Here is a 25,030-nt window from a genome sequence, read left to right as displayed (position 1 = left end):
TACCGAACCATGAGAACACTTTCTATACTCAAGGAAGGCGCTTTATTGTGGAATATCCTTTTTATTGAATAGTATAATCGTACTGTGCAACAGCGTCTAATAAATATTTTAAATATAGCAGAAAGCTTGTATAATTTTATTATCTTTATATGAAAGGACTGAACTATGCGCAGATATCAATATCTTGACCCCAAAATAAAAACATAATGGAGGTAAAAATATTGATTACAGACCTAAGCACAAAAAGATTAATGTTAGAAAAAATGCAGCTATCAGACTCGGATAGCTTGTTTCAAATTTGGTCTAATTCAGAAGTAGCTAGATTTATGAATATTGATAGGTTCACTGATAAAAAACAAGCAAAAGAAATGATTTTATTATTTGATGAACTATCTAAAGAGAACACTGCAATTCGTTACTCAATAATTGAGTTAGAATCAAATAAAATTATTGGCTCTTGTGGTTATAATATTTTAGATTTCGAAAATGCAAAAACCGAAATTGGTTACGAAATTAATAAACATTATTGGGGCAAAGGATATGCTCCTGAAGCTATTACTTGTTTAATAAAGCATGCTTTTAACGATTTAAAACTTAACCGAATAGAAGCAAAAGTAGAACCTGAAAATATTAACTCAATTAAAGTCCTTAAAAAATTAAATTTCCTCTTTGAAGGAACAATGAGAAAAGTGGAAAGATCAAAAGGACGCTTTATTGATCTCAATCTATATTCGTTGTTAGTAACAGATTAAATTGTCTGCCTATACTTGAAGTTGAATAGCATGACTAGTATTTTCAAAATAAACTATAATCATTAAACATAGAAAAAAGGAAGATCCCCCGTCGAGTTTATCACTAAAGTCACAGGTTTTACTAAAGAGGAAGTGAAAGAGCTAGACAAATCACTGTAGTGTATACGTTCCGTTATTTCTTCCAAACTACAAAAGCTTGTAGATTAGGCACCAAACCCTCTACAAGCTTTTTAGAAACATTGATAGTTTACTAACTATCGTAAACAAAAGATTACTTCTTTCTCTGAAATAATAGAAGAGACGATATGCAAAGAGTCCCACTCTCCTACTCCACTTCATTCCTATTTTTTACGAAAAAATTGACATGAACTACCTTTTCAGGGAATCCGTTCTTTTTATTCTCTTGTATGCTAATGGTGTCATGTTCATTGACTTTTTAAACTGTCCAATAAAATAGCTTGTGCTATTAAAACCTACTTGATAGGCAACGTCCGTGACAGTGGATTCTGGTTGTTGTAGTAAGAGTAAGCTTTTTTGAATTCGATACTCGGTTACATAATTCCATGGTGTTTTCTTTAACATTCGTTTGAAATATCTACAACATTCAGACCGGCTCAATTGACCAGCTCGTGCAATATCGTCTAAAAGGATTTTCCTAGCATAATGTGTGTGTATCCAATTTAACATTTTCTTTATTCGATGACTTTTTAACATGTCAAGCTGCTCGTACTCTAATGGAAAACCATTTGTAATTAAGTTTTTCCACATTACAGTTAACTGGATGTTGATGTCAATTTCATAGTAAGTTGGCTTTTGTTGTATCATTTGATAAATTTTTAAAATAGCTTCTAAAATATTTCTCGCCCAACTCTCGTCTGTATTCAAGTGTAAATAAGATAAATTAGTCGCTTGAATAAAGGGATCCACATAGTTTGTGTAGAGTTCTTGTGATAAAACAAAATGCGGAGAAACATTTAAACAAATATAGGTACAGCCCGTATCGTTCTTATCTGTTGCCATGTGCAGACAACCACTATTTATAAATAGCCCTTCGCCTTCCTGAATAAAAATATTTTCTTCATTTATTTGAAAAACCGCTTCTCCTTTTATAACGAGAACAAACTGAAATTCATCATGCCAATGAAGTGGTATATAGCCATTTATGTTTTGGTTAATGGTTGTTTCGTAACATGCAATTGGTAACACAACAGTACGATGTTCCGTTAATTCTTTTAAACTTTGGTCAACCACAAAGTCTTTAATTTGCATATTCTCACAACCACCTCAATATACTTACATTTTTTCATTCGATTTAAGTATTAATTCAAAGGTTTTCCCCTTATCATTTTAATTATTATAACACTATCTTTATATTTGAAGGTGGAGAATTAATCATGAATAGACAAAAAGGAATATTTCTTGTTATCACAGGAGCAGCTTTTTGGGGGATTGGTGGTACTGTTGCACAAAAGCTATTTCAACAGTTTGAAATGGATGTAGATTGGCTGGTAACGACCCGATTGCTTATAGCCGGTATTTTACTCTTAGCAGTTCAATTTTTTAGAAAAGACCGCTCCCAAATACTTGGTGTTTGGAAAACTCGAAAGACAGCTATTCAACTGATACTCTTCGGGTTACTCGGAATGCTTGGCGTTCAATATACATATATGGCATCCATTAAGTATGGAAATGCTGCTGTAGCAACACTGTTACAATATTTAGCGCCTGTTATGATTATCGTATACTTAATTTTCCGTAAAAAAACGGTGCTAACTCGACGGGATTTGTTGACCGTTTCCCTCGCTTTGGTTGGCTGCTTTTTCTTATTAACAAACGGATCCATCTCTCAACTATCTGTGCCAGCACTTGCCATTGTTTGGGGTGTTTTATCTGGTATAGCTTTAGCATTTTATACTCTCTATGCCGTTCCTTTACTGAAACAATACGATTCACTTGTGATTGTCGGATGGGCTATGATTATCGGTGGCTCTGCATTAAGTTTTATCCATCCACCTTGGCAAATAGACTTTAACAGCTTACCTCTAGAAGCTTCATTATACTTAATCTTCGTGATTATATTTGGTACGATGATTGCATTTTGGTTCTATATAGAGAGTTTACAAAGTCTGTTGCCAAAAGAATCCAGTCTGCTAGGAAGCATCGAGCCATTAGCTGCGGTTTTAACAACGGTCTTTTGGTTAAAAGAACCTTTTGGTTTTTTCCAATGGATGGGTACGGCTTGTATCATAGGAATGATTTTATTGTTGGCTTTGAATAAAAAGTCTGTTTCAACAACGAGTACACCACCAAAAAATAAAGAGCCCCTCAGAGTCAGTTAGACTAGAGGGGCTTTATTAAGAAGGCTCTTTTCTCATAGATTGTTGTTTTGACTTATACATTCTGCCTGTTAATTTCGACAATAGAGAGATTTTCCTTAACATCCTCTAATCCCTCTTTTACTAACCATTTGGTGTGCTGTATCCATTCATCTGGTGTGTATGTCCATTGCCATGACCTTCTTCCGCAGCTATTGCGTCTGCTTTCGTAGCATGAACGGTACCAAATGGATGGTTCGGTGGGGCATAAATCGAATAAAGTTTGAGTGGAACAGTACCGGTATTGATTAAATTATGCCATGTACCAGCAGGGATGATGATTGCAGAATCATCATAGACGTTCCTTTCAAAAGTTACATTATCTCGCCTCTTCCCCATTCGAACAATCCCCTGGCCTTGTTCAATGCGTAAGAACTGATCCACATCAGGATGCATTTCCAAACCAATATCTTCCCCAACATCAATACTCATTAAAGTGACTTGAAATTGTGACCCTGTCCATAGAGCGGTACGAAACGTGTTATTTTGTTTTGTTGCTTCATTAATATTAATTACAAATGGTCGTGGCCCATAATCGGTTAACGCTACCCTTCCATCACCATAGAGAGATGGAAAAGCAGGGTGGTTTGCGTATTGCCATTGAGTTGACTGCCTTCTGTCATGATATATCGGGGCATTATAATTAATGGGATATGGATACATGCGAGGAACATAATACATTTTTCTCCACTCCTTCATCATTTCTCTCATTATCCTATGTATACATTTTGGGAATGTACGTATCTTCCATTCATTTTCTTAACCAAATTTCAACGATTGTCCCTCCTTTCATTAAACTTTCATACTAGTGTTATATATTGTTATAGCGAATCCATACTGAGACTATATAGAGTTGTTTTCTTAATAAAACAACATGCCATCACACCTCTCGTATTTCATTTCCAAACCTTTTCAAAGGTAAGTTCAAAATAGGAAGGAGCTAATTAAAATGAAGTTTTATATGAACGAACACGGTTTCCAAACGAATGTAGGCTTTGGTGAACTAAAGGTTTCTAGTCAGGAGGAATATGGATTTAGACCATATCAACTATTGGTTTCATCCGTTGCAGTATGTAGTGGTGGGTGGTTAAGGAGCATATTGAAGAAAATGCGCATTCCGTTTGACGATATTACTATTTCAACAACAGTAGGCAGAAACCCTGAAATAGCTAACCGTATTGAGTCCATTGATTTACTATTCACCATTTCAGGGAAGGATATCTCTCCTAAGAAAGTGGAAAAGGCTTTAGCCATAACAAGGAAAAATTGCGCCATGATTCAATCTGTCCAAGACAGTATTAAAATTACGGAATCATTTGAGTTGAACTACCCCCACTTAGCTAACGCTTGAAGTGGGGGATTCCTGCGAACACTAGTGTATCCACCAGTTTTTTAGCAGGCTAACCCCGCAGCTCCTGCGGTTATTACTCAATATCTTGTACGTTGAATTCTCCACACTCCCTACTTTTGCTTGGTTTTCGCTACTTCGGTGAGTGTGGGACGACGGAACGTTGAAGATTTTACGTTGCAGACGTTTTTCCTGCAACAACCCTATATCTTCAGTTTTCAAAGAACAACTTGTACAGGAAAATTATAGCACATATGTTCTTGTTGTTCAACTCAACAACTTTGGCTAACGCCAACCGACATTCATCCCCTCCCTACTCATTGGGCTACCGCCCTCCACATTCCTTGAGGAAGGGGTATTCTGTCGGAAGATGATAAAGTGAAACTTCAGGCAGGAGGGTTTGCTTCCCTCCCCGCTGATTGCTAGCGTCCGTTAACTCCTACTTAAACATCTTTGATTTACTTTATGTTTTGAAGTCGGAGTCTTACGGACGATTACACGAAGATAAAATAAGAAAGGACCATCTATCAACTTGTCCCTCTCTGTTGATAGCTAGTCTTTAATAGGAACAGTGAACCAAAATGTATGGTTACTTCCATCAGAAATCAAACCTATTTTTCCGTTATGTCTTTCAATAATTTCCTTTGAAATAGCTAATCCAAGCCCACTTCCTCCTAGATCACGACTTCTAGAGTTATCTACACGATGAAATCGATCAAATATTTTCTCTTGTTCTGCCTGCGGAATAGGTTGGCCTTCACCAGTAATAGATACTTTATATACTTGATTAAGGGACTCGCCTTTGATAGTAACTGGATTTTTTCCTTTGTAGTACCGTATTGCGTTATCCACTAGATTACTAATCACTTGAGAAATTCCACCGATATTGACGTGAACATGTTGACTATCTGCTTGAATGTCACAACGAATGCCTTCTTTATTCCATAACCAACGAAACATTTCAGCTGATTGTTCAAGCAAAATTGCTATATTTATGTGTTCCTTTTGAGATAAAAGTTGTCCTGATTCAACATCCCATTGTTTTAATTGAGCCATTTGTTCAACCAATTTTGTTATTCGCTTCGATTCATTCAAAAGCGATTGATACAGTTTTGGGTCGCCTTCTATCACACCGTTTTTCAAAGCATTTAGATACCCATTTAAGTTGGATAGCGGCGTGCGAAATTCATGGGATAAGTCAGACACAATCCTCTGGCGTTGTTGTTCGTTCACTTTTAACTGTTCAACTAATTGATTAAAATGGTCGATTAATTGAGCCATTTCATCTGATGCATGAATTTGAATTGGGTCAGGATAAAAACCTTCTTTCATTTTTTGAGTAGATTTAATTAATTCTTTTAATGGCCCAATTAGTTTATTCGTTAAATAGAAATGAAGCACGCTCCCGACTACTACTGCAAAAAGACTAACTAACAATAAATACTCAAATAGCGTCGATTTAAATTGGTCTTGTCTTTCCACTTCCATTACCATACCCTCAACCAAAAAGCAGGCAGTGTTGTAGATTGCCCAGCCAGTCACTAAGATGAACGTGGTTACAACTATTGTATTTAGTAACGTTAGTCTCAATATAAACTTTTTAGGCAACCAATCTCTTTTTTTACTGAACAAATTTATACCCCATCCCTCTTACCGTTTGAATTCGTTCAGGTGATGCTGGGTTATCTTCTACTTTCTCTCTTAGCTTTTTAATATGAGCATCTATCGTCCGATCTAAGATAGCTCGATCCGCATTGGGATATAATTGATTGACTAATTGCTCTCTTGATAAGACGATATTGGCGTTTTCCATCAAATAATAGAGGAGATTAAATTCATGCTTCGTTAAATAGACTTGTTTATCATAAAGGATAACTTCTCCTTTTCTTGGTTTAATACACAATCCATTAGAAGTAATCTTTTGACAGAATACCCCCGTTCGCCTAAGAACAGCCTCCACATGAGCAACAAGTTCCTCTGGGTCAAATGGCTTTGTTAAATAACCATCAGCCCCTAATTTCAATCCACTTATTTTATCTGCTGTTCGCGTCTTGGCGGACAGCATAATAATAGAAACCTCATTTCGTTCTTTCCCTCTTACCCACATACAAAATTCCTCTCCACTTAATTTTGGAAGCATTAAGTCGAGGATGATCAGACATGGGCGGTACGTTAAAAAAGCCTCTTTTGCTACTTCCCCATCTTCAGCTTCTTTTACATCATAACCAGCCTTCGTTAAATAAATAGTAATAAGTTCTCGGATCATTTTGTCATCTTCTACTACTAGAATAGTTTGTTTCATTGAATCACCTGTTTTTTATTTCATCTTTTCGAATTCTGCTACCATCATTTCATAATTTAGTGCACCAAGCGTTTTATATCGGATTATACCATCTGAATCAATCATGTAGGAAGTTGGAATTGGACCTATTTGATAGGTTGTTGCCACTTCTATTTTTTTATCTAATAAAATAGGAAATGTTACCCCAAACTCATCTACAAAATCATGTATATCCTGCATAGTAGCCTCTGTTTCCGTTAAATTAACAGCTAAAATCGCAACGCCCTTCTTTTGATAAAACTTTTCCATATCAGGCATTTCTGCGCGGCACGGAGGACACCAAGTAGCCCAGAAATTAAGCATAACCCGTTGCCCTTTATAGTCTGATAGTTTTACCGTTTCACCAGCTAAGGTCTGTAGTTGAAAATCTGGTGCTACGTTCCCCACTTCTAACCCTACCACACCATCTGCAGGATTGCCCTTACCCGTTGTAGCATTGTTCTCTTTATCCTTCATTATCTCTTTTGTATTTATTTTTGAAATAGGATTCTCTTCATCCTTTGCTAAATCAAATACAGCATAGCCAAACATCGCTAATAGTACAACAGTAATGATTATTTTTTTCATTTTATTAATCCCCCTATCATCCTAAATTAGCTAACCAGCTATCTTGCACCAGTTTTAATAAGAAATTAGAAATTTTAGCTAATTGACCTGTGAACAACAAGAATCCCATGATAACCATAATTCCTCCGCCAAATTTCATAATCTTTTGGCTATAACGAACGAGCCATCTCGTAGATCCGATGAAGAAGGTCAGTATAAGAAACGGTATCGCAAAACCGATAACATACATGATGGTATAGATAGCCCCTTGGGTCGGATTACTTCCTGCAATGACAAGAATCGATGCAAAAATCGGACCAATGCAAGGAGTCCACCCTGCCGCAAAACCCATTCCTACAAATATAGTTCCCAAATATCCTATAGGCTTTCTATTAAAATGAAACCTTTTCTCTTTCATTAGCCCTTTCCATTGAATCCAACCTGCAACAAACAACCCCATGATGATAATAAAAATACCAGCAATTCGCTGTAGGAAGAGACCAGATCGCCCTGATAACAAATTTTGAACCCATTGCCCTAGAATAGAGACCCCTACTCCTAATCCTATAAAAATCATGGAAACTCCGATTAAAAAGAGTCCTGCATGTATCAGCAATTTACTACGTACCTTTATTTCTTGTGAACCTTGGATTTCTTTCACAGTCATTCCTGTAATATACGATAAATAAGCCGGAAAAATAGGGAGTGTACAAGGTGAAAGAAAAGAAAGAATCCCTGCACCTAAAGCAAGCCATATTGTAATATCCGTAGCCCCACTCATTGCTTCACCTTCTTTCTGAAAATAATGAAAACAACACTAGCAATAAAAATCACACCATAAAACCAATGACTTAGATTAAATTGAAAAATGGTTGTATGAGAAAAAATCGACAAAAGCCATTGTCCGAGACTCCAACATCCTATACCGAAAAACACCAGCGTTTCTTTAGACAGCCTGTCTTGTTGGAGGATATAGAGGATTATTAATAGAACGAGTAATCCTAAGTACTGCCACGAAAATACCGCTGTACCAACAATCATTTGGATAAACCCATACGTAAAGGAAGCGGTAAAAAACACCATTAACCATGCAAACAGTAAATCAATTACTCCCCTATCTCCATTAGCTATCTTAAATTTTCCATAAATAGCGGATAAACCGACAGCAATATAAAACGCTTTTGAATCACTAGGATAGGCTAATATAGGTAGTGGGTCCTGTATAAATGTAGTGAAGTTAGTGAAAATTTTTCCAATCCACAAAGATACTACAAATACAATGAACAGATTCCCGACTTCATCCATCCGTTTTTTTGTTTCAGGTTTTGAATAGGGACTCATAAGCCGAAAGAAAAGAAACCCCACAAGGAAGCTCCCCATCAGTATGACTAGTTCACTTTTAATCATGAGAGGTCCAATCAACCAAGCAGATGGCATATACCATACCTCCTTCTTTTAAAGAATAAAAAAGTAATGTGAAAGTTTCATGAATATAACAAAAAAAACGATAAAGGTAATTACAATACCTCTACCGTTTGAATGAAGTAATGATGCAAAGGAAACACTTTGATCAATACATGCAATACGTCTATTTTCACTATCTTTTGCAAACTCCTGAAGAAATTCATCATTAACCACTTCAATTGAAGCGGTTGGTCTAGGTAAACCTAGGTTGATTCCATTGTCCTTCCTCATTAACCGTGAACCGCACAACGGTTTGGTCCAGTTTCCATTTCTCTTTGTTTTTCCTCTTCAGGTGTAATTTTCCCCATGTTTGTTTCACGAATCTCTTGGTACGCATTTGGTTGAGGCGGCAGATTTTCTGTCACCATTTTTCTAAAGACACCTTCATCGTCTACTTGTAGTCCTTCATTGCGTTGATAAAGATCACCTAAGCGTGCAGACACACTTCCGCCTTTACCAAGTTCTTCTGCAAACGAATAGTGTGCAGGTAAAACAATTAAATCTTCGGACAATTCTTTGTATCGTTTGTAAAGACTGTTGCGAAGGTCTCCAACCCAATCCTCCGCTTTGCCAGCTAAGTCTGGTCGGCCGATGGATTTTACAAATAGAATGTCGCCAGTTAAAAGGTACTGATCATCAATGACTAATGATGTGCTTCCGATTGTGTGTCCTGGAGAATAAATCGGTTGTACTTTCACCTTTGTGTTCCCCACAACGATGTCATTTCCTTCTTCTAATGCCGTAAAATCATAGGTCACTTCTGTTGCATCTTTTGGTGGTAAGTGATATGTTCCGCCTACTTTTTCCGCTAAAGCACGACCACCAGAAATGTGGTCAGCGTGCAAGTGGGTATCAATTAAATGTTTAATTTGTACCCCTTTTTCTTTGGCAAATGATTCGTAAGTGTCAATCATACGATTCGTATCAATAATAGCTGCTTCACCATCAGATTCTACCATATAAGATAAGCACCCTTTACCTAAACGAACAAATTGATATAGACTTCCACCTTCCTTTAAATTACCAATCTTAACGGGCTCTAAATGTTCACTCCATGCTTTCATGCCTCCTTCTAGATTTAAGACCTTACTAAATCCGCCTTCCTCTTCTAGTAATTCGGCAACCATTTGAGATGAACCACCCTTGGCACATAAAACAATCACTTCTTGGTCTTTATCTAATTTTTCCGTAACAGGATCAATTCCATCTAGTAAATTAAAGTACGGTTCATTGATAACTTCTACATTTCCGCCTTCAATCTTCCAATTATCAAATTCATCTGTATTTCGGACGTCTAAGATTAGTGTCTTTTCATGATTCACAACTTTTTTTGCTAACTCTTTGGTTGTTATTGGTGTTGTCATCCTGAGCCTCCTTGAACTAAAAACACTTTTCTCAGTTCGATGTATTGCTGTAAAAGCATTCCTTGTGCTAACTAAAATGTAAGGGATATATTAGCATCTTTAGCAAAATCAATAAATGAAGCAGCCCCACCAACTTCAATGCCTTCGACGAATGCATCTTTTTCTAGACTCATTACATCCATTGTCATTTGACAGGCAATTAATTTCACGTCCATTTCTTGAGCAATACCTACAAGTTCTTCAATGGATGGTACATTTGCTTTTTTAAATCCTTCCTGGAAATGTTCTTTTCCTTCTGGAAGTGGTAAATTTTTGTGTGCTTCCTTATGAATTAAATTTAACCCTTCAAACGTAAAGAAAATACCAACCTCTGCATCTGATGCTGCTGCAGCACTTGCGATATTAAATACTTTGTATGCATCAAAAAGCGATCCATTAGCCGCAATAATTGCTACTTTTGTGTTTGCCATTTCAATATTCCTCCTACTATTATTGATTCCCCTTTGTTGGGCCTTCCCATTTTGACATGCCTGGTACTACATTTTTCACACTTTTAAAACCTTTTTCTGTAAGCTTTTGTGCAGCCAAATCACTTCTACTACCTGTTCGGCAAATAACATGTATATCTTGGTCTTTGTTAAGCTCTTCAAAGCGTTCTTCCAGTTCACCTAGAGGTATATTCACAGCACCAGGGATATGACCAAAGGCATACTCGGCAGGTTCACGAACATCAAGAATAGAAACAGCTTCTTCCCCTTCTACTTTGTTACGAAGCTCCTCTAGATCTAAAACGTCCTCGTGTTTCGTCTCTCCTTTTGTTTCCTCTTCGCTTGCTTTTCGTAAATAATGTTTTAATACATCGCCATCTTCTACTGTTCCAAGATATTGATGCCCTGTACTTCCTGCCCATGCTTTGATATCAGCCGTTGATCCTTTATCTGTTGCTTGCACTTCTATGACCTGACCTGCTTCTAAATTTGTAATCGCCTTTTTTGTTTTAACAATAGGCATTGGGCAGGCTAAACCTTTTGCATCTAGCACTTCATTTGCTGTAATGCTCACCAGTATTCCTCCTTATTTCTCAACTTCATCTTCCCAGCTCAACATGCCACCTTCCATATTCGTAACGTCATAACCTTCATTCTCCAAGAAACCACATGCTTTCCCACTTCTACCTCCCGATCGACACACCATATAATGATGTTCATTTTTATCAATTTCCTCTAATCTTTCTCGGACTTCACCTAAAGGTATATGTTTAGCACCTGGAATTTTCCCTTGTGCAACCTCTTCCTCTTCGCGAACATCAATAATACTTAACTTTTCCCCTGCTTTTACTTTTTCCGCTAATTCTTTTGCTGATATTTCTTTCATAGCTATCCCCCCTATAGAGTTCACTAATATTTTCTCCCTATTATTTTTAAATTATTAGCCAAAATATATATACCAGTATAGGTATTATTTTTCAGGCTCTTTTCTCATAGATTGTTGTTTTTGCTTATGAATTCTGCCCGTTGATTTCCGCTACAGGCACTTGCTTTCCGTGGGGAGGAATGGGAGCCTCCTCGGCTTCGCCTGTGGGGTCTCCCACTTCCCTCTCTTCCCACAGGAGTCAAGTGCCCTCCGCTCCAATCAACTCAGTGGGGTAAACTTAGTTTTCCGTCAAAAAGCAACAATCTTTACGAAAATAGCCTTTTTTAAACATTCTGTTCTTAAGATAGTAAAAGAATAGAAAAGTAAATACCAAATACCACTGCAATAATGATGACGAATAAGCCAAGTAAGATAATGGTAAATTTCGGCGCATAAAACGATTGATTATTAATAGCATCAATTTTTCTCATATAAGAAACCATTGCTATAATAATTGTAGCTATCCCTAATACTACAGAAGCCATCCCGATAGTATTTGCTAAAAAGTCCCCAAGCTGAGTTAGGCTAGACTTCATTGTGAAATGTAAATTAGTAACAAGGAATCCAACACCAATAATAGCAATCGCTGTTCTAATCCAAGCTAATAATGTACGTTCATTGGCCATATGTTGTTGAATATATTTCGAATCTTTTGTTGGCCCATTTTGATACTTTGCTTTGGTCATAAGTAGTCATCTCTTCTTTATCCATTATTCATTATTCATATGATAACCATTATGTTTATTAAACATATCCTTTTGTTTTAAGCACCCATATACAATTACCTAAAAATATTGAAATATAGTGAATTATAGCGTTATTGCGCTTCTTTCCCGCTCCTAATAGCTATACAAAAAATATTTTTACGAAACAAAATCCCTTTCTCCCTATTCCTTGTTCACCGTCACAATAATTCCATCCATATTATCCCCTGAAATCTCATATTGGTTATTCTCAGGCAGTGTAATCGTCATCCCTTCAGAGAAAGCGTAATAAGAAACCGTGTAGTGTTTATTATTCACTGTGACAGATACATTTTTTTCTTCTTTTAGGTAATCTAAATATTCTTCTAACGCGAAATTCTTTTCCTGCATAATGGCACTATGAGGCAGCCCAACATAGCGGATATGCCATGGCTCATATTGAATTCCTGTCACGTCCGTCTTATCCTTAGGGTAACGGAGGATGAACCCATATTTCCAGGCATTTCTTTCTATCCACTTTCCTTCCGGTGCGTCTTCCATCTTCGCCTCGGTAGATCCAACATCGAGTGATAGCCCTAGATTATGCTCGCTATAACCTGCGGGCAGTGCATACGCTGGCCCCATATCTTCATAGAGAATGCTTTGTTCATCAAAGCCTCGAAAGCCACTGTTCATAACAAAATTATGAACTCCTTCTTTTTCCGCGGCATTTACCATTTTTGAAAATTCTTTTGCCACCGCTACGGACAATTCAACTTCTGTGTCAAGTAGCTCATATCCCTTCGTTCGTTCTTTATGCTTGTACAAGTTTACAATATCCGATTTCACACTTTCCTGATAAACAGGGTATTCACTGTTCACTAATAGTAAATTTCCTTGATAAACCTGGTCACTGGCAATCTCCCTTTCTTCACCGCCTTTCCTAGAATCTCCTCCATCCTCTACCTCTACTTTCATAATAGGACCCTCTTGTATATCTTGAAAGAATGGTGCTTTAGCTAGATTAACGGCTACAAAAGCCAGGCATAATGCAAAAAAGAATAAAAATCCCCACTTCTTCATTTTTATTTCCTCCCTTTTCTATCTTATCTTGTATATAGAATAGGAAAAATTATTTAAAAAAAGAGTAGGGTAAAGTTTAAATTTTTCTTAAGTTTTATCGTTTATGTTGAAATAGGATCATCCAGTACACTATCCTGTGGCAGACGAACTTCAAATATCGTACGGATTAAACTACTTTCGACCGTAATCGTTCCATTATGTTGTTCTACAATATTCTTTGCGATAAACAAGCCAAGGCCTGTACTATCTTCTTGATGGGTACGTACTTTATCACCCTTGTAAAACATATCAAAGAGATGAGGCAGTTCTTGCTCGGGAATGCTATCGCCATAATTCACAACTTGAACGACCACTTCTTCTGAATCAACATAGCCGTTTATATCTATAAACTGACCATCATACCCATATCGATTAGCATTGCTCAACAAATTCTCAAACACACGCGCTAACAGATCACCATCACCGAATATAGGTAAATGAGCCGTCACATTCATTCTTGCTACCAACTGATTTTTCTCGAATACAGGATACATTTCTTCCTTTAATTGAATGAGCAAGTCACTTAAATTAATTTGTCTTTTCTCTACTTTTAACATGCCATAGTTCATTCTTGTTATTTCAAATAATTCATCAATTAACCTTTCCAAACGCTGGGATTTAGTAAAAGCAATCGTTAAGAAATGTTGCTTTTGTTCCTCCGTCAATTGCTTATCTTTCAGAATTAAGTCCAAATAACCTAAAACGGAAGTTAGCGGCGTCCGCAAATCATGAGCGAGATTTACGATCAATTGATCCTTACTGCTCTCGGAAAAGTCTCCTCTTTCAATAGCTTCCTTTAATTTCTCACTTGCTACATTTATATCCTGGGCAATCACCTTAAACTCATCATTTGAAAAAATTTCAACCTGATGATGAAACTCACCACGAGCGAGGTAGTGAATTCCCTTCGATATCTCATTAAAGTAAGTAGAGTACCGCTTCGTAAGCAAAAAGAAAAACAGAATGGAAAGAGGAATGAAAAAGAGCAAAAAAACATTGATATCTCCAATATTCCTTATGACGGATCGAACATAAGCCAGGGAATCTCCATACTGAACCTCGCTATGATAATAGTATTGAAGTACCTTAAAGATTAGATAAGTAATAATCCCAGAAAGAATCATGCTTAATCCGAATAGGACAATCATTTTCGCACGGAAACTTTGTACCATTTTAACCGTTGAATGCATATCCTACGCCCCAAACAGTCTTAATTAATTTATTTTTCCTTTTATCTTCTTCAAGCTTTTTCCGCAATGTACGAATATGAACCATCACCGTATTACCACCTTCAAAATATGCTTCGTCCCATACCTGCTGAAAAATATTTTCCACACTGTATACTTTCTTTGGATGACTAGCTAGTAAATACAGAATGTCAAATTCTTTCGGTGTTAGGTCGATATCATTCCCATAAAGCATCACTTTTCGCTCATCAGGTGAAATAACTAAGCCACCAAATTCTAAAAGTGCGTGTTCCTCCGTTTTCGCAGATTGATTTAACTTTATATAACGCCTCAGGTGAGCATTCACACGAGCAACTAATTCAATGGGGGTGAATGGTTTCGTCATATAATCATCTGCCCCAATCACAAGTCCATGTACTTTATCGAAGTCAGACGTTTTCGCACTTACAAAAATGATAGGCATATTGTATTGATCTCGAATTTGACGAGTTACTTCATATCCATCCATTTTAGGCATCATAATATCTAAAATCATCAGATCAATTGGCTGCGTCTGCACAACCCGAATAGCTTCTTGTCCATCAGGTACTTTAATAACATGAAAGCCCTCTTTTTCTAAATGGATTGCAATGAGATCTGCAATCTCTTCCTCATCTTCCGCTACTAAAATTGATATATTTTTCATTCTTTCCACCTCTATATACATTAACATTCAGTGAGTATGATTTATTTATGAAGGTTGTTATTGTTTTGAGAATAGCTCTTTTCTCATAGATTGTTGTTTTCAGTTATGAATTTTTCCCGTTGATTTCCGCTACGGGCACTTGCTTTTCGTATCCATCACTAGCATGACGAGAGCTGGCATAGAAAATAACTAACCTAGTAGTTTCTCGTCCTTTTCTTTTTCATTAAAATATAGTCCTTTGACAGAATAACGTTTCTATTTTAGCACAAAACACGGTGTACATTTTACAACAAAAATCAAACCTACTTTCATAGGGGAAGAACTAGGTGTTCTAGTATACTCGTAAACAATTTGGCATTCTCTATTGTCGTCGTGCTACTAATAATGCCCATTTACATGTTGCTTGATAGATTCTTCTAAACGTTACTATCTCAATAACGGGAAATTTCTATGAGTGGGGATTACTGCTCGTTCATGCGGGGCGGGATAGATACCGAAGACCGTTTTTGCCAATTGAGGTGTTCAGCTACGAGGAGAATCGGAAGGAAAGAAATAAAGGGGAAAACACCTTGTATGATTGTATATTTCATTGCTTTCATGACTTCTCTTCTCCATATACTTACTAACTTGTTTTTCCTATTCTCTAATAGCTCCCCCTTGTCCATCTTACTCTTTTTTCAAAGAGTGACCCTACATTTAAGCATAAAAAAGCACCTCCAAATGTTAGAAATGTTGTCTAACGTTTAGGGTGCTTTTTAACTAAACTTGATAATAGCGCTGTTTTAGAAATTACATTTGATGCTCTACTTTTACACGTTTAATAAATAGCGAAATCACGAAACCAATAATTGCCATGACAATTGCAAATAAAAATGCATCCTGCACTCCTGCAGTGAATGCGAGAAGTGGGTTTAAAGGATCTGCTTTATCTTCCACAGTAGTCATAAAACTTTCTGAACCAGAAGATAAAATGGAAATGGCAATTGCCGTTCCGATTGCTCCAGCAACTTGTTGTAATGTATTCATAATTGCTGTTCCATCTGGATATAACTCAGGTGGCAATTGGTTTAGACCATTTGTTTGCGCAGGCATCATAACCATTGATATTCCCACCATCGTAATGATGTGTAAAGCTATAATAAACGCCGAGCTAGTTTCAATTGTAATCGTCGAGAACCCGATCATCGCTCCTGTTACAATCGCAATTCCAATCATAACTAACCATTTTGGACCGAACTTATCAAACAATCCACCCATGACTGGTGAAAGAATACCATTAATTACTCCACCCGGTAAGAGAAGAAGTCCTGCAGCAAAAGTAGTCAAAGCAAGTGATGTTTGTAAGTAAAGCGGTAAAAGAATCATTGTAGAAAGCATAACCATCATACAGACAAGAATTAAAAGCAGACCTATAGTAAACATTGGATATTTAAATGCACGTAAATTAAGCATAGGCTGCTGCATTTTTATTTGTCTGATTGAAAAGAGAACTAAAGCAACTGCACCGACAATAATAGAAGCAATTACAGTCGGACTTCCCCAGCCGCCTCCTTCTCCAGCACTACTAAATCCAAACACAATTCCGCCAAATCCAACAGTGGATAATAAAATGGAAAGAACATCGATTTTAGGTTTAGTTGGCGTTGTAACATTTTGCATAAAGAACAAGCCAAAAATAAGAGCTCCAATTAATAATGGGAGCGAAATCCAGAAAATCCAGTGCCATGTTAAATTATTAAGAATAAGCCCTGAAATTGTTGGACCTACTGCTGGTGCAAACATAATGACAAGACCAATGATTCCCATAACCCTTCCACGCTTATGAGGTGGAACGATTATTAGAATCGTGTTAAACATTAACGGAAGCAATAATGCTGTCCCTACCGCCTGCACAATACGTGCAATCATTAAAACCATAAAGCTTGGAGCAATCGCTGCTATAAATGTTCCAATAATTGAGGCAACAATGGCTGTATTAAATAATTGTCTTGTTGTAAACCACTGCATAATAAGTCCTGATACAGGTACTAATATACCAAGTGTAAGTAAATAACCTGTTGTTAGCCACTGTGCGGTAGTTTCATGAATACCAAAACTTTCGATTAAATTTGTTAAAGCCATATTAAGGGCTGTTTCACTAAACAAGCCGATAAAACCAGCAACAACAAATGAGATGATAATTGGAACAACACGCAAATCGCTAGCTGCCATATCTCCCGTTTTCACTTGTGTATTTCCCATTTTTATTTTGTCTCCTCTATCTCTCTATTATTTTTTAATAGTAACACCAACTGCTTCGCCATTATCCGTAAAGGATTTCCATTTTGATAGGTAATGGATAAAATGCACGCACCTTCTATCATTGCCGTGATTGTAAGCCCTAATTCTTCCGCCCTCTCTTTTTTAAATCCATACTGTTCAAGTATGTCAGCGTGTAAGGATTGGAAATCTTTAAAAACCATTTCACACGTGTAACGAATATTCTCATGTGTTAAGGCTGTTTCGGATGCAATTAATCCAATTGATAATCCCTCCACACAATCCCTCGTATCAAAAACAGTAGCTACGTTATTGACATAAAATTCAAATGCTTCTGCAGCTGAATTTTTCCCTCTTAAATCTTTCTCGGCTTCCTCCAACACAAGCTTTCTCATCAAAGAAACTGCTTCTAACGCAATCTCTTCCTTTCCATTTGGAAAATGATAATAAATAGAACCTTTTGGAGCACCACTTTCCTCGATAATTTGGTTAAGCCCAGTTCCGTTATAGCCTTGCCGTTGAAACAAGCGAGTCGCACTTTGCAAAATGATATCCCTTGTGCTTTGCTTTTTCTTCATATGATATTCACCTCAAAATTATAGCAACCGGTCTAGAATATAGTATCCGAACCTTATTTATGAGTCAATCATTTTGCTTTTGTGATGATACGATCATTTAAGTTCGTTTTTTCTTTTTCACACAAATTAAAAGACAGGAAAGATATCCTGCCTAAAATAACTTATTTTTCACTGTTTTCCTACTATATGAAAACAGCTTTTTGAAACATTGAATTCGTTCTGATTTTCCGAATCAATATCCGGAATGTCAAGATAGCATAGATTGAATACATCAATCTCCAAGTCTATGTTAATAAAATCGCTACTACTTCAGAAAGAACTATGCTAAAGCCTGTTCCTGAATTGATTTATTATTCGCTTTCTCCTGTTTTCCTCGTTAATTCAAAGCGCTACACATCAACAGCAATCCAACAAAGACTGCCGCTCGAGATGAAACAAGGGATTTAGAACCCCACTGCTTTAGCTATGGGAATATCAGGATGTATGTTGGACAATCGTCCTCGCCATCGCAATAGAATATTCCGTTGCTTTTTCTGCACCAATCAATGTCGTCATGGAAGTAGTTCCTTCAAGCAGCAACGTTAATTGATTGGCTAAATCTCGTTCGTTATCTTTCCCTTTTCTTTGAGCTAATTCCTGAAAATATTTGAGCAATTTGGATTTGTGTCCTCTTGCAATGTTTTCAATCTCATTATCCGTTCCTGCATAATCTTCTATCGCTCTTAAAAACATATCGCCTTTATACGATTGCTCTTTTAACCAACGGCCATGAGCTTCAACAGCAAGGATAAATGGGGAATCTGAATCCTTTTCTACATGTGAATCTAAATAGGACCAATAGCGTGCTTCCCGCTGCCTTAGTACTTCTTCAACCAAATTGTCCTTGGAAGAAAAATGATTATAAAGCGTCATCGTTGCTATGTTGGCTTCACTGATAATTTGCTTCAATCCTACTCCTCGAAATCCATGCTCATAAAATAATCGTTCAGCTACTTTAAGTAATGTATCTTTTTTTGAAGATCGACTCATATGATCCATTTCTCCTTTAACTAGATAGAACAATCTCTTTATCTTTAGACTATCAATTGCTACTTCTGTGGTCAATCACTTTCGTTGAAGGGATCTTCTAAGCTAATCCTTCCTTGTTTAGGTTGTATCAATAGTGGCTATTCTTTTATCCACTTCCTCAATTTCTTAACCAACTTTCAAACTTTATGGTTGCTTACGTCCATCATTTTATGTTAAAAATAGAAAGGTCGTTCTATATAAAAATGAAATACTCTCTATAAGGGAGGGATTCTCTCACAACAGGAATATGAATCTATAAAAATTTAATAGATTAGCTATATTTCCGTTTTGTTGATAGAAGCATTTGTGTATTAAACAAATTTTAGAAAGGGTTTTATCATGAAAAAAGTAACAAGTGTTTTTTGGATTTCTTTATTCATCTCTATTGTTTTTGTCATTTGGGGTGCATTGGCTCCGCAGAATCTTGGCGACGTTTCATCTGGCATTCAATCATTTTTAACTGACAAGTTTGGTTGGTTATACATTTTAGCTGTATCTGTATTCCTTATTTATTCTATTTATCTAATCTTTAGTCCGTATGGAAAAATGAAGCTAGGCAAACAAGATGACCAACCTGAATACAACCGTTTAACATGGTTTGCTATGTTATTTAGTGCTGGAATGGGGATTGGAATTATTTTTTGGGGAGCTGCAGAGCCGCTTGTCCATTTTTCTTCTCCCCCCGAGGCAGAACCTGAAACGGTAGAGGCCGCTACAAAAGCTCTAAGGTATTCTGTATTTCATTGGGGTCTCCAAACATGGGGCATTTACACTGTCATTGCTCTTGCCATTGCCTATTTCAAATTCAGAAGAGGGGTTCCAGGAGTTATTAGTGCCACTTTCCAACCGCTCTTAGGCGATAAAGTAAATGGAGTCATTGGTAAATTAATTGATATCCTAGCTGTTTTCGCCACAATATTCGGTGTAGCGACTTCGCTTGGGCTTGGTGCATCTCAAATTGGTGGTGGCCTCGCATTTATTACAGACATTGAAAATACGATGACAACTAAGTTCATTATCATTCTCATTGTGACCGTGCTATTTATGATATCCGCTTGGTCTGGAGTTAGTCGAGGAATTAAATATTTGAGTAACACTAACATTATTTTGGCAGTCGCTCTGCTTTTATTAACAATAGTAATTGGACCAACAGGGTATATATTTGAAACGTTTTTATCGACAACCCTTTCTTATTTGAAGCATCTTCCACAAGATAGCTTTCGGGTTGCTCCTTTAGATTCAGAGTATAGTCAATGGAACAAAGATTGGACGATATTTTATTGGGCGTGGTTTATCGCTTGGTCTCCATTCGTTGGAACATTCATCGCGAGAGTTTCTAAAGGTCGTACCATTCGAGAATTCGTTGTTGGCGTCCTGTTTATACCTACTTTATTCTGTATGGTATGGTTTGCTGTATTTGGCGGAGGAAGTCTATTTCAAGAACTTCAAGGTATAAATACAGGGTTGACTGAATTAGCGCAGGAAGAAGCTATGTTTGGGATGTTCTCCTCCCTTCCGTTCGGTACCATGGCTACAATCCTAGCAGTATTCCTAATCGGTACCTTTTTTATCACGTCGGCCGATTCAGCTACCTTCGTTTTAGGAATGCAGACAACAAACGGTAGTCTCAATCCGCCTAATGCGGTAAAACTTAGTTGGGGTGTGATCCAAGCAGCTACAGCCTCTGTCCTCCTAGCATCTGGAGGACTCGGAGCTTTGCAGACTGCCTCTATTGTATCGGCATTCCCTTTCCTATTTATTTTACTAATTATGATTGTTTCACTAAATAAAGCGTTGAAAGAAGATTTTCAAAAGCAGAACTATTAATATAGAAGAAAAGTAGAAGGAATGCTTTTAATGGGCATTCCTTCTACTAAAATTAATCTCTTTCTATCGAAAAACATCCTTACAGAATAATAAACCTCGTCCCATATGAAACCCCCTCCACTTTTAGTAACCCTTGCTTTACTAACCTCTCCACGTTTCTCTTAATGGTACTTTTCGATATCCTTTTTCCGTTTTCACTAATGTCGCTAGCTATTGTTTCATAGCTACATATTGTAAACACTTGTTTCTCTTCGAACGTATACATCGATACTTCCGCTCTTTGTTTTAAATAGATATATAGTTTCACCGCATTGGGATACTTCCAGATTGCATCTTTGCTTAGCTTTTGTGGTAAGTATTCATAATAAGGAGTCATGATTACACCGCTTTCTTTTTCGTTAGTGTCTCAAATCGCCCGCACTCTTTTTTAAATCCAAGATGAAGCGAGCCTACTGGTCCGTTTCGATTTTTGGCAATTTTAATTTCAACTTGGTTGGCATAAATGCTTTTTTGATCATAGTAGTCATCGCGGTAAATAAACATGACGATATCTGCATCTTGCTCAATATTTCCAGAGTCTCTTAAGTCCGACAGCATTGGTCGTTTGTCTGCCCTTGATTCTACACTTCTTGATAATTGCGATAACAAGATAATGGGAATATTAAATTCTCTTGCCATTGCTTTTAACTGCTTTGTAATTGAACCGATGGAAAGATCATGCCGTTCGAATTTTTCTTTTACTGTAATAAGTTGAAGGTAATCAATAACGACTAAAAGTGGCTGCTCTGGAAAATCACGCTTAATATTCATGATCTTTTTTCGGATATCAGGTATTGTTACAATCCCTTGTTGGACGATATCGATATCAGCGTTTGAAATCGTTCCGAGTGCACTCGTTATCTTTTCGGATTCACTTGTGTTCATGTACTTATAAGGGTTGTTCCATTTCAACATGTCTGTCTCGGTTAAATTACAAATAAGCCGCTGATAAATTTGCTTTGATCCCATCTCTAGAGAAAAAAGCAGGGAAAAGGCATTATTTTTACATCCCTCCCATGCGAGTTGTAAGGCTAATGCCGTTTTTCCCATGGAAGGTCTTGCTGCTAAAATGATTAATTCGCCTTTTTTCCAGCCGCCAGTCATCGAGTTTAAGTCTTGAAAGCCAGAGGAAATCCCAAATTGTTCGGTGTTTTCCTCATACAATGATTCAAATAATTCTCGTAGTATATCTTCCTTTTCCTCTTCTTCCGTTCCACTATCCGTATTAATTTCAATCAGGGTTTTATAGAGGTTATTTGCTGCCTCATCATCACCATAATAAAGAAATTCCTGCGCAGCTTGTTTGATTCGATTGCGCTCATACGTTTTCAGCATAACCTCTTCAAAATTTTTTATATTGTGGACTGTCGGACAATGTATGGCAAGCTCTGTTATGTAATGCACACCACCAATATACTCAATTTGATCACCGAGCTCCTCTACAAGTGTCACTGGGTTGATCTCCATTCCATCTTCCTGTAATTTTTTCATGCAGCTAAAAATAAGTTTATTTTTCTCCTGGGTAAAATGAATGATGTCCGTCGTTAACTCGTACATAACACTCGGCTCTAGAAGAATCGCACCTAATACCATACTTTCCGCTTCTAACAGTTCATTTAACTTACTTTCTGCTAATCCAATTTGGGGCATTCTCTCTTCGCTTTTTGTCTCGCTTCTCTTCAATTCTCTGCTCTCCTTCCCTTTCCCATTGATTTATTTTCTCTAGTATCGACGGTGCTGGATTTTCATCCGTGTTGACATACAAGTCCGCTATTTTAGGTGGATAAAAGTTTTGCTGAATGTACGAGCTAAATTTTTTCTCCACTAGAAAACAATCACAGTCTTTCAATGCTTCATACCATAACTCGGCCTTGGCATCGGAGAACTTCACACCTGGATAGGCAGTAGATATTTTCGTTAGTAATTGTTTCAACTCTTCCACTATCACGAGAGTTCCCCCTTTGCCGCAAGCTTCTTTTCTAAATTTGCGAATGCACTTTCAAGACCTGTTAAATCAGGTTCCTCTTGTTTCTTCGTTGTAAAACCTAGTCGTTGCAATGCCTTTTCCATGTACTTCGGACTGTTAATCGTTTCCGTCGGGTTTTTCTCCTGATAATTTGTAAAGACCCGCTTCATCATCGATGCTAGTTCCTGACTCGAATGTGGTAACTCGCTGATTCGCCTAATGCTTTCGCAATCTGCTTCTGTCAGATATGTTCCTTTGTTGCGAAGTTCAATAAAGCTTGTGGCGATCGCTTGTTGTTTAGCTAATTTTTGCTGCTCGGCTGTCTTCTCATCATCATCTTCTTTTCTTTCTATCTTTCTTTCTTTGTCTGTTACCACCTTTGTATCGAATTCATCCCTGTTTTGTAACACCTTTGTTCTGTCTATTCTTTCATCAGAAAAGTAGGCTTCCTTATGGGTAGGAAGAATCGTAAATAAAAAACCATATCTCGTTACTTTGGTTTGGATATATCCTAGAGATTCTAAATATTTAATAGCTCTACTAATAGTCATTACTGGAACTTTCTTTAACCCTCTCCCAACGACGTAACTAAGATCATCCTGTAAACTAGAAAGGGAACGAATGTATTGCCCTTTTTTCAGCGTAATTTCTCGAACTTTCACATTGTCTTGATTCGTTGCATTTAGTACTAACCAAAGATACAAACGAAGTCCAATAAAATCATGCCAAATTTCACTCCTTACTAATTCCTTCTCCATTTTCACCCATCCATTACTCATCGCAAATACCTCCTAAAATTTTCTTCATACTCTAAATAGGAAAACGAAAGAAAAAAGGACACCCTAAAATAAAAAAACTTCTCGAGCGTATCGAAAAGTTTTTACAAAGAGAATAGATTTTGACTGTTGGAAGAGGAAAAATGCTATCGAAAATGGAACTGCCAATCTACTTTCATTCATCTACATAGGTTTTGTTATCTAGTTCAGACTTATTGTACTACATGCTATATTTTCTAGAAAAAACTCCTCTACTAGAAATAATCGGGAATTTTACGGAAATAATAAAAATGCTTATTCAATGAATTTTGTTCGGTGTTTAGATTTTCTCAAGTTTGGGGCACATCTTATGTTTGTACAATCATGAACTAGGAGTTGGAAATAATGGATTGGTTTGGCCACAGTAATAAGGCTTTTGAGTTTGAGATGTTTTCTCGAAGTCATGTTGTCATATTATCTGTCTTTTTTCTTATATCAATTATGATTTTTCTGAATCGAAAAAAGTTGGCTGATGAGAAAGGGAGAAGAACAGAAATTACAGTAGCTTTTTCTTTGATTTTGTTTGAGATTACGAACCAGGTATGGATGTACGTGAATGATGTCTGGAAAGTTGGTCAATCTATGCCGTTGGAATTGTGTAATATCGGCCTCATATTATCTGTTATTTTACTATTGACAAGAAAAAAAGTAGTCTTTGAACTATTGTTTTTCATTGCCATATTGGGTGCAACCCAAGCTATCGTTACCCCTGCCTTAACATACGATTTTCCCCACTTTCGATTTTTACACTTTTTCTATGCACATATGATGGTTGTATGGGTAACCTTATATTTTACGTGGGTAAAAGGATATTCCCCAACATTCCGAACTGCCATAAAACTGATTGTTTTTATTAATCTACTTTTGCCTGTTATCTTGTTCGTTAATAAGCGAGCGAACGGAAACTATTGGTTTTTGCGCCATAAACCTGAAAGCCCAAGTTTATTTGACTTGCTAGGTCCCTATCCTTGGTATATTTTTTCTTTGGAAAGTTTATTAGTCGTTTTTAGCTTAATCGCCTGGCTCATTTTTCGAAAATGGGATAAAAGCCAAGGAGAACGTTCACATACTCATTAAGGATGGTCGAGGCCCTAAGTGGAATCCAAAAAATAGTTACAAAATAATAACATAAAATGAAACTTCAATCAGTGGGGTGGTACTTCCCGTAAGTGCACCCTAAAAAAATGAGGCTGGGACA

28 protein-coding genes are annotated in these 25,030 nt (G+C 37.0%); 5 read left to right on the top strand and 23 right to left on the bottom strand.

Translation table 11 applies throughout. The features are described 5' to 3' along the window. The first annotated feature begins 221 nt into the window (after positions 1-221). Positions 222-752 (top strand): GNAT family N-acetyltransferase, encoded by a 531-nt coding sequence (locus ACFSUL_RS14085; protein WP_377936424.1) that lies wholly within the window; start codon positions 222-224, stop codon positions 750-752. Positions 753-1,121: 369 nt separating this feature from the next. Here the strand turns inward: ACFSUL_RS14085 and ACFSUL_RS14080 are convergent, their stop codons facing one another. Continuing rightward, positions 1,122-2,021 (bottom strand): AraC family transcriptional regulator, encoded by a 900-nt coding sequence (locus tag ACFSUL_RS14080; RefSeq protein ID WP_377936422.1) that lies wholly within the window; start codon positions 2,019-2,021, stop codon positions 1,122-1,124. Between the two features lie 125 nt (positions 2,022-2,146). Between ACFSUL_RS14080 and ACFSUL_RS14075 the strand changes: the two genes are divergently transcribed. Continuing rightward, positions 2,147-3,091 carry a DMT family transporter gene (locus ACFSUL_RS14075; RefSeq protein WP_377936420.1) on the top strand — a complete coding sequence of 315 codons (945 nt, stop codon included), beginning with the start codon at positions 2,147-2,149 and terminating at the stop codon, positions 3,089-3,091. A 120-nt stretch (positions 3,092-3,211) separates the two neighbouring features. On the opposite strand, the gene ACFSUL_RS14070 is transcribed toward ACFSUL_RS14075, so the two are convergent. After that, positions 3,212-3,808, bottom strand: a complete 597-nt coding sequence (locus ACFSUL_RS14070) for a cupin domain-containing protein (protein WP_377936418.1) — start codon at positions 3,806-3,808, stop codon at positions 3,212-3,214. Between the two features lie 268 nt (positions 3,809-4,076). On the opposite strand from ACFSUL_RS14070, the gene ACFSUL_RS14065 reads away from it, so the two are divergent. Next, positions 4,077-4,478 (top strand): OsmC family protein, encoded by a 402-nt coding sequence (locus ACFSUL_RS14065; protein WP_377936416.1) that lies wholly within the window; start codon positions 4,077-4,079, stop codon positions 4,476-4,478. A 549-nt stretch (positions 4,479-5,027) separates the two neighbouring features. Here the strand turns inward: ACFSUL_RS14065 and ACFSUL_RS14060 are convergent. The 17 genes from ACFSUL_RS14060 to ACFSUL_RS13980 form a co-directional block, all read right to left on the bottom strand. Continuing rightward, a complete protein-coding gene (locus ACFSUL_RS14060; RefSeq protein WP_377936414.1) occupies positions 5,028-6,107 on the bottom strand; it encodes a sensor histidine kinase in 1,080 nt (359 codons plus the stop codon). Further along, positions 6,097-6,777, bottom strand: coding sequence for a response regulator transcription factor (locus ACFSUL_RS14055; protein ID WP_071411999.1), 681 nt, complete (start codon positions 6,775-6,777; stop codon positions 6,097-6,099). The genes ACFSUL_RS14060 and ACFSUL_RS14055 overlap by 11 nt, the downstream gene beginning before the upstream one ends. Before the next feature lie 15 nt (positions 6,778-6,792). Then, the gene (locus ACFSUL_RS14050; protein ID WP_377936411.1) at positions 6,793-7,383 is read right to left on the bottom strand and encodes a redoxin domain-containing protein; all 591 of its coding nucleotides are present in this window, start codon (positions 7,381-7,383) and stop codon (positions 6,793-6,795) included. A 16-nt stretch (positions 7,384-7,399) separates the two neighbouring features. Next, complete coding sequence (locus ACFSUL_RS14045; protein WP_377936409.1) at positions 7,400-8,143, bottom strand: cytochrome c biogenesis CcdA family protein; 744 nt, start codon at positions 8,141-8,143, stop codon at positions 7,400-7,402. Beyond that, positions 8,140-8,799 (bottom strand): hypothetical protein, encoded by a 660-nt coding sequence (locus ACFSUL_RS14040; RefSeq protein ID WP_377936407.1) that lies wholly within the window; start codon positions 8,797-8,799, stop codon positions 8,140-8,142. Before ACFSUL_RS14040 ends, ACFSUL_RS14045 begins: the two co-directional genes overlap by 4 nt. An 18-nt stretch (positions 8,800-8,817) precedes the next feature. After that, positions 8,818-9,057 carry a hypothetical protein gene (locus ACFSUL_RS14035; protein WP_377936405.1) on the bottom strand — a complete coding sequence of 80 codons (240 nt, stop codon included), beginning with the start codon at positions 9,055-9,057 and terminating at the stop codon, positions 8,818-8,820. Continuing rightward, the gene (locus ACFSUL_RS14030) at positions 9,057-10,190 is read right to left on the bottom strand and encodes an MBL fold metallo-hydrolase (protein WP_377936403.1); all 1,134 of its coding nucleotides are present in this window, start codon (positions 10,188-10,190) and stop codon (positions 9,057-9,059) included. Before ACFSUL_RS14030 ends, ACFSUL_RS14035 begins: the two co-directional genes overlap by 1 nt. Before the next feature lie 71 nt (positions 10,191-10,261). Continuing rightward, positions 10,262-10,660, bottom strand: coding sequence for a DsrE/DsrF/DrsH-like family protein (locus tag ACFSUL_RS14025; protein ID WP_071411993.1), 399 nt, complete (start codon positions 10,658-10,660; stop codon positions 10,262-10,264). A 19-nt stretch (positions 10,661-10,679) separates the two neighbouring features. Then, positions 10,680-11,252, bottom strand: coding sequence for a sulfurtransferase TusA family protein (locus ACFSUL_RS14020; RefSeq protein WP_377936401.1), 573 nt, complete (start codon positions 11,250-11,252; stop codon positions 10,680-10,682). Between the two features lie 12 nt (positions 11,253-11,264). Continuing rightward, entirely contained in the window at positions 11,265-11,564 is a 300-nt protein-coding gene (locus tag ACFSUL_RS14015) for a rhodanese-like domain-containing protein (RefSeq protein WP_377936399.1), read from the bottom strand. A gap of 338 nt (positions 11,565-11,902) precedes the next feature. After that, on the bottom strand, positions 11,903-12,289 hold the full coding sequence (locus ACFSUL_RS14010; RefSeq protein ID WP_377936397.1) for a YidH family protein: 387 nt from the start codon (positions 12,287-12,289) through the stop codon (positions 11,903-11,905). A 201-nt stretch (positions 12,290-12,490) separates the two neighbouring features. Beyond that, the gene (gene vanY, locus ACFSUL_RS14005; RefSeq protein WP_377936395.1) at positions 12,491-13,369 is read right to left on the bottom strand and encodes a VanY-A/VanY-F/VanY-M family D-Ala-D-Ala carboxypeptidase; all 879 of its coding nucleotides are present in this window, start codon (positions 13,367-13,369) and stop codon (positions 12,491-12,493) included. 101 nt (positions 13,370-13,470) lie between these two features. Continuing rightward, entirely contained in the window at positions 13,471-14,580 is a 1,110-nt protein-coding gene (locus ACFSUL_RS14000) for a HAMP domain-containing sensor histidine kinase (protein WP_377937713.1), read from the bottom strand. A gap of 1 nt (position 14,581) precedes the next feature. Next, on the bottom strand, positions 14,582-15,280 hold the full coding sequence (gene vanR / locus ACFSUL_RS13995; RefSeq protein WP_377936394.1) for a vancomycin resistance response regulator transcription factor, VanR-F/VanR-M family: 699 nt from the start codon (positions 15,278-15,280) through the stop codon (positions 14,582-14,584). Between the two features lie 789 nt (positions 15,281-16,069). After that, the gene (locus ACFSUL_RS13990) at positions 16,070-17,521 is read right to left on the bottom strand and encodes a DHA2 family efflux MFS transporter permease subunit (RefSeq protein WP_377936392.1); all 1,452 of its coding nucleotides are present in this window, start codon (positions 17,519-17,521) and stop codon (positions 16,070-16,072) included. Positions 17,522-17,523: 2 nt separating this feature from the next. Beyond that, positions 17,524-18,117 carry a TetR/AcrR family transcriptional regulator gene (locus ACFSUL_RS13985; protein WP_377936390.1) on the bottom strand — a complete coding sequence of 198 codons (594 nt, stop codon included), beginning with the start codon at positions 18,115-18,117 and terminating at the stop codon, positions 17,524-17,526. A 474-nt stretch (positions 18,118-18,591) separates the two neighbouring features. Beyond that, on the bottom strand, positions 18,592-19,146 hold the full coding sequence (locus tag ACFSUL_RS13980; protein ID WP_377936388.1) for a TetR/AcrR family transcriptional regulator: 555 nt from the start codon (positions 19,144-19,146) through the stop codon (positions 18,592-18,594). 378 nt (positions 19,147-19,524) lie between these two features. Between ACFSUL_RS13980 and ACFSUL_RS13975 the strand changes: the two genes are divergently transcribed. Then, a complete protein-coding gene (locus ACFSUL_RS13975; protein ID WP_377936386.1) occupies positions 19,525-21,012 on the top strand; it encodes a glycine betaine uptake BCCT transporter in 1,488 nt (495 codons plus the stop codon). A gap of 79 nt (positions 21,013-21,091) precedes the next feature. On the opposite strand, the gene ACFSUL_RS13970 is transcribed toward ACFSUL_RS13975, so the two are convergent. From ACFSUL_RS13970 to ACFSUL_RS13955, 4 genes are read right to left on the bottom strand one after another with little or no spacing between them, the layout of a single operon-like run. After that, positions 21,092-21,388, bottom strand: a complete 297-nt coding sequence (locus tag ACFSUL_RS13970) for a hypothetical protein (protein ID WP_377936384.1) — start codon at positions 21,386-21,388, stop codon at positions 21,092-21,094. 2 nt (positions 21,389-21,390) lie between these two features. After that, positions 21,391-22,734 (bottom strand): replicative DNA helicase, encoded by a 1,344-nt coding sequence (locus ACFSUL_RS13965; RefSeq protein ID WP_377936382.1) that lies wholly within the window; start codon positions 22,732-22,734, stop codon positions 21,391-21,393. Further along, entirely contained in the window at positions 22,673-22,999 is a 327-nt protein-coding gene (locus tag ACFSUL_RS13960) for a replicative helicase loader/inhibitor (protein ID WP_071411984.1), read from the bottom strand. The genes ACFSUL_RS13965 and ACFSUL_RS13960 overlap by 62 nt, the downstream gene beginning before the upstream one ends. Beyond that, positions 22,996-23,796, bottom strand: coding sequence for a hypothetical protein (locus tag ACFSUL_RS13955; protein WP_377936380.1), 801 nt, complete (start codon positions 23,794-23,796; stop codon positions 22,996-22,998). Before ACFSUL_RS13955 ends, ACFSUL_RS13960 begins: the two co-directional genes overlap by 4 nt. Before the next feature lie 381 nt (positions 23,797-24,177). On the opposite strand from ACFSUL_RS13955, the gene ACFSUL_RS13950 reads away from it, so the two are divergent. Next, a complete protein-coding gene (locus ACFSUL_RS13950) occupies positions 24,178-24,909 on the top strand; it encodes a YwaF family protein (RefSeq protein WP_377936378.1) in 732 nt (243 codons plus the stop codon). Positions 24,910-25,030 lie beyond the last annotated feature (121 nt).

Origin of the sequence: Bacillus seohaeanensis (genome assembly GCF_042684945.1) — a bacterium.
GTDB lineage: Bacteria > Bacillota > Bacilli > Bacillales > Bacillaceae_B > Rossellomorea > Rossellomorea seohaeanensis.
This window is presented reverse-complemented; position numbering and strand designations above follow the sequence as displayed.

Coding starts and splice junctions, on each gene's coding strand:
- ACFSUL_RS14080 (WP_377936422.1), bottom strand. CDS start 2,021: ATGCAAATTAAAGACTTTGTGGTTGACCAAAGTTTAAAAGAATTAACG.
- ACFSUL_RS14075 (WP_377936420.1), top strand. CDS start 2,147: ATGAATAGACAAAAAGGAATATTTCTTGTTATCACAGGAGCAGCTTTT.
- ACFSUL_RS14070 (WP_377936418.1), bottom strand. CDS start 3,808: ATGTATTATGTTCCTCGCATGTATCCATATCCCATTAATTATAATGCC.
- ACFSUL_RS14065 (WP_377936416.1), top strand. CDS start 4,077: ATGAAGTTTTATATGAACGAACACGGTTTCCAAACGAATGTAGGCTTT.
- ACFSUL_RS14055 (WP_071411999.1), bottom strand. CDS start 6,777: ATGAAACAAACTATTCTAGTAGTAGAAGATGACAAAATGATCCGAGAA.
- ACFSUL_RS14050 (WP_377936411.1), bottom strand. CDS start 7,383: ATGAAAAAAATAATCATTACTGTTGTACTATTAGCGATGTTTGGCTAT.
- ACFSUL_RS14045 (WP_377936409.1), bottom strand. CDS start 8,143: ATGAGTGGGGCTACGGATATTACAATATGGCTTGCTTTAGGTGCAGGG.
- ACFSUL_RS14040 (WP_377936407.1), bottom strand. CDS start 8,799: ATGCCATCTGCTTGGTTGATTGGACCTCTCATGATTAAAAGTGAACTA.
- ACFSUL_RS14035 (WP_377936405.1), bottom strand. CDS start 9,057: ATGAGGAAGGACAATGGAATCAACCTAGGTTTACCTAGACCAACCGCT.
- ACFSUL_RS14030 (WP_377936403.1), bottom strand. CDS start 10,190: ATGACAACACCAATAACAACCAAAGAGTTAGCAAAAAAAGTTGTGAAT.
- ACFSUL_RS14025 (WP_071411993.1), bottom strand. CDS start 10,660: ATGGCAAACACAAAAGTAGCAATTATTGCGGCTAATGGATCGCTTTTT.
- ACFSUL_RS14015 (WP_377936399.1), bottom strand. CDS start 11,564: ATGAAAGAAATATCAGCAAAAGAATTAGCGGAAAAAGTAAAAGCAGGG.
- ACFSUL_RS14010 (WP_377936397.1), bottom strand. CDS start 12,289: ATGACCAAAGCAAAGTATCAAAATGGGCCAACAAAAGATTCGAAATAT.
- vanY (WP_377936395.1), bottom strand. CDS start 13,369: ATGAAGAAGTGGGGATTTTTATTCTTTTTTGCATTATGCCTGGCTTTT.
- ACFSUL_RS14000 (WP_377937713.1), bottom strand. CDS start 14,580: ATGGTACAAAGTTTCCGTGCGAAAATGATTGTCCTATTCGGATTAAGC.
- vanR (WP_377936394.1), bottom strand. CDS start 15,280: ATGAAAAATATATCAATTTTAGTAGCGGAAGATGAGGAAGAGATTGCA.
- ACFSUL_RS13990 (WP_377936392.1), bottom strand. CDS start 17,521: ATGGGAAATACACAAGTGAAAACGGGAGATATGGCAGCTAGCGATTTG.
- ACFSUL_RS13985 (WP_377936390.1), bottom strand. CDS start 18,117: ATGAAGAAAAAGCAAAGCACAAGGGATATCATTTTGCAAAGTGCGACT.
- ACFSUL_RS13980 (WP_377936388.1), bottom strand. CDS start 19,146: ATGAGTCGATCTTCAAAAAAAGATACATTACTTAAAGTAGCTGAACGA.
- ACFSUL_RS13975 (WP_377936386.1), top strand. CDS start 19,525: ATGAAAAAAGTAACAAGTGTTTTTTGGATTTCTTTATTCATCTCTATT.
- ACFSUL_RS13970 (WP_377936384.1), bottom strand. CDS start 21,388: ATGACTCCTTATTATGAATACTTACCACAAAAGCTAAGCAAAGATGCA.
- ACFSUL_RS13955 (WP_377936380.1), bottom strand. CDS start 23,796: ATGAGTAATGGATGGGTGAAAATGGAGAAGGAATTAGTAAGGAGTGAA.
- ACFSUL_RS13950 (WP_377936378.1), top strand. CDS start 24,178: ATGGATTGGTTTGGCCACAGTAATAAGGCTTTTGAGTTTGAGATGTTT.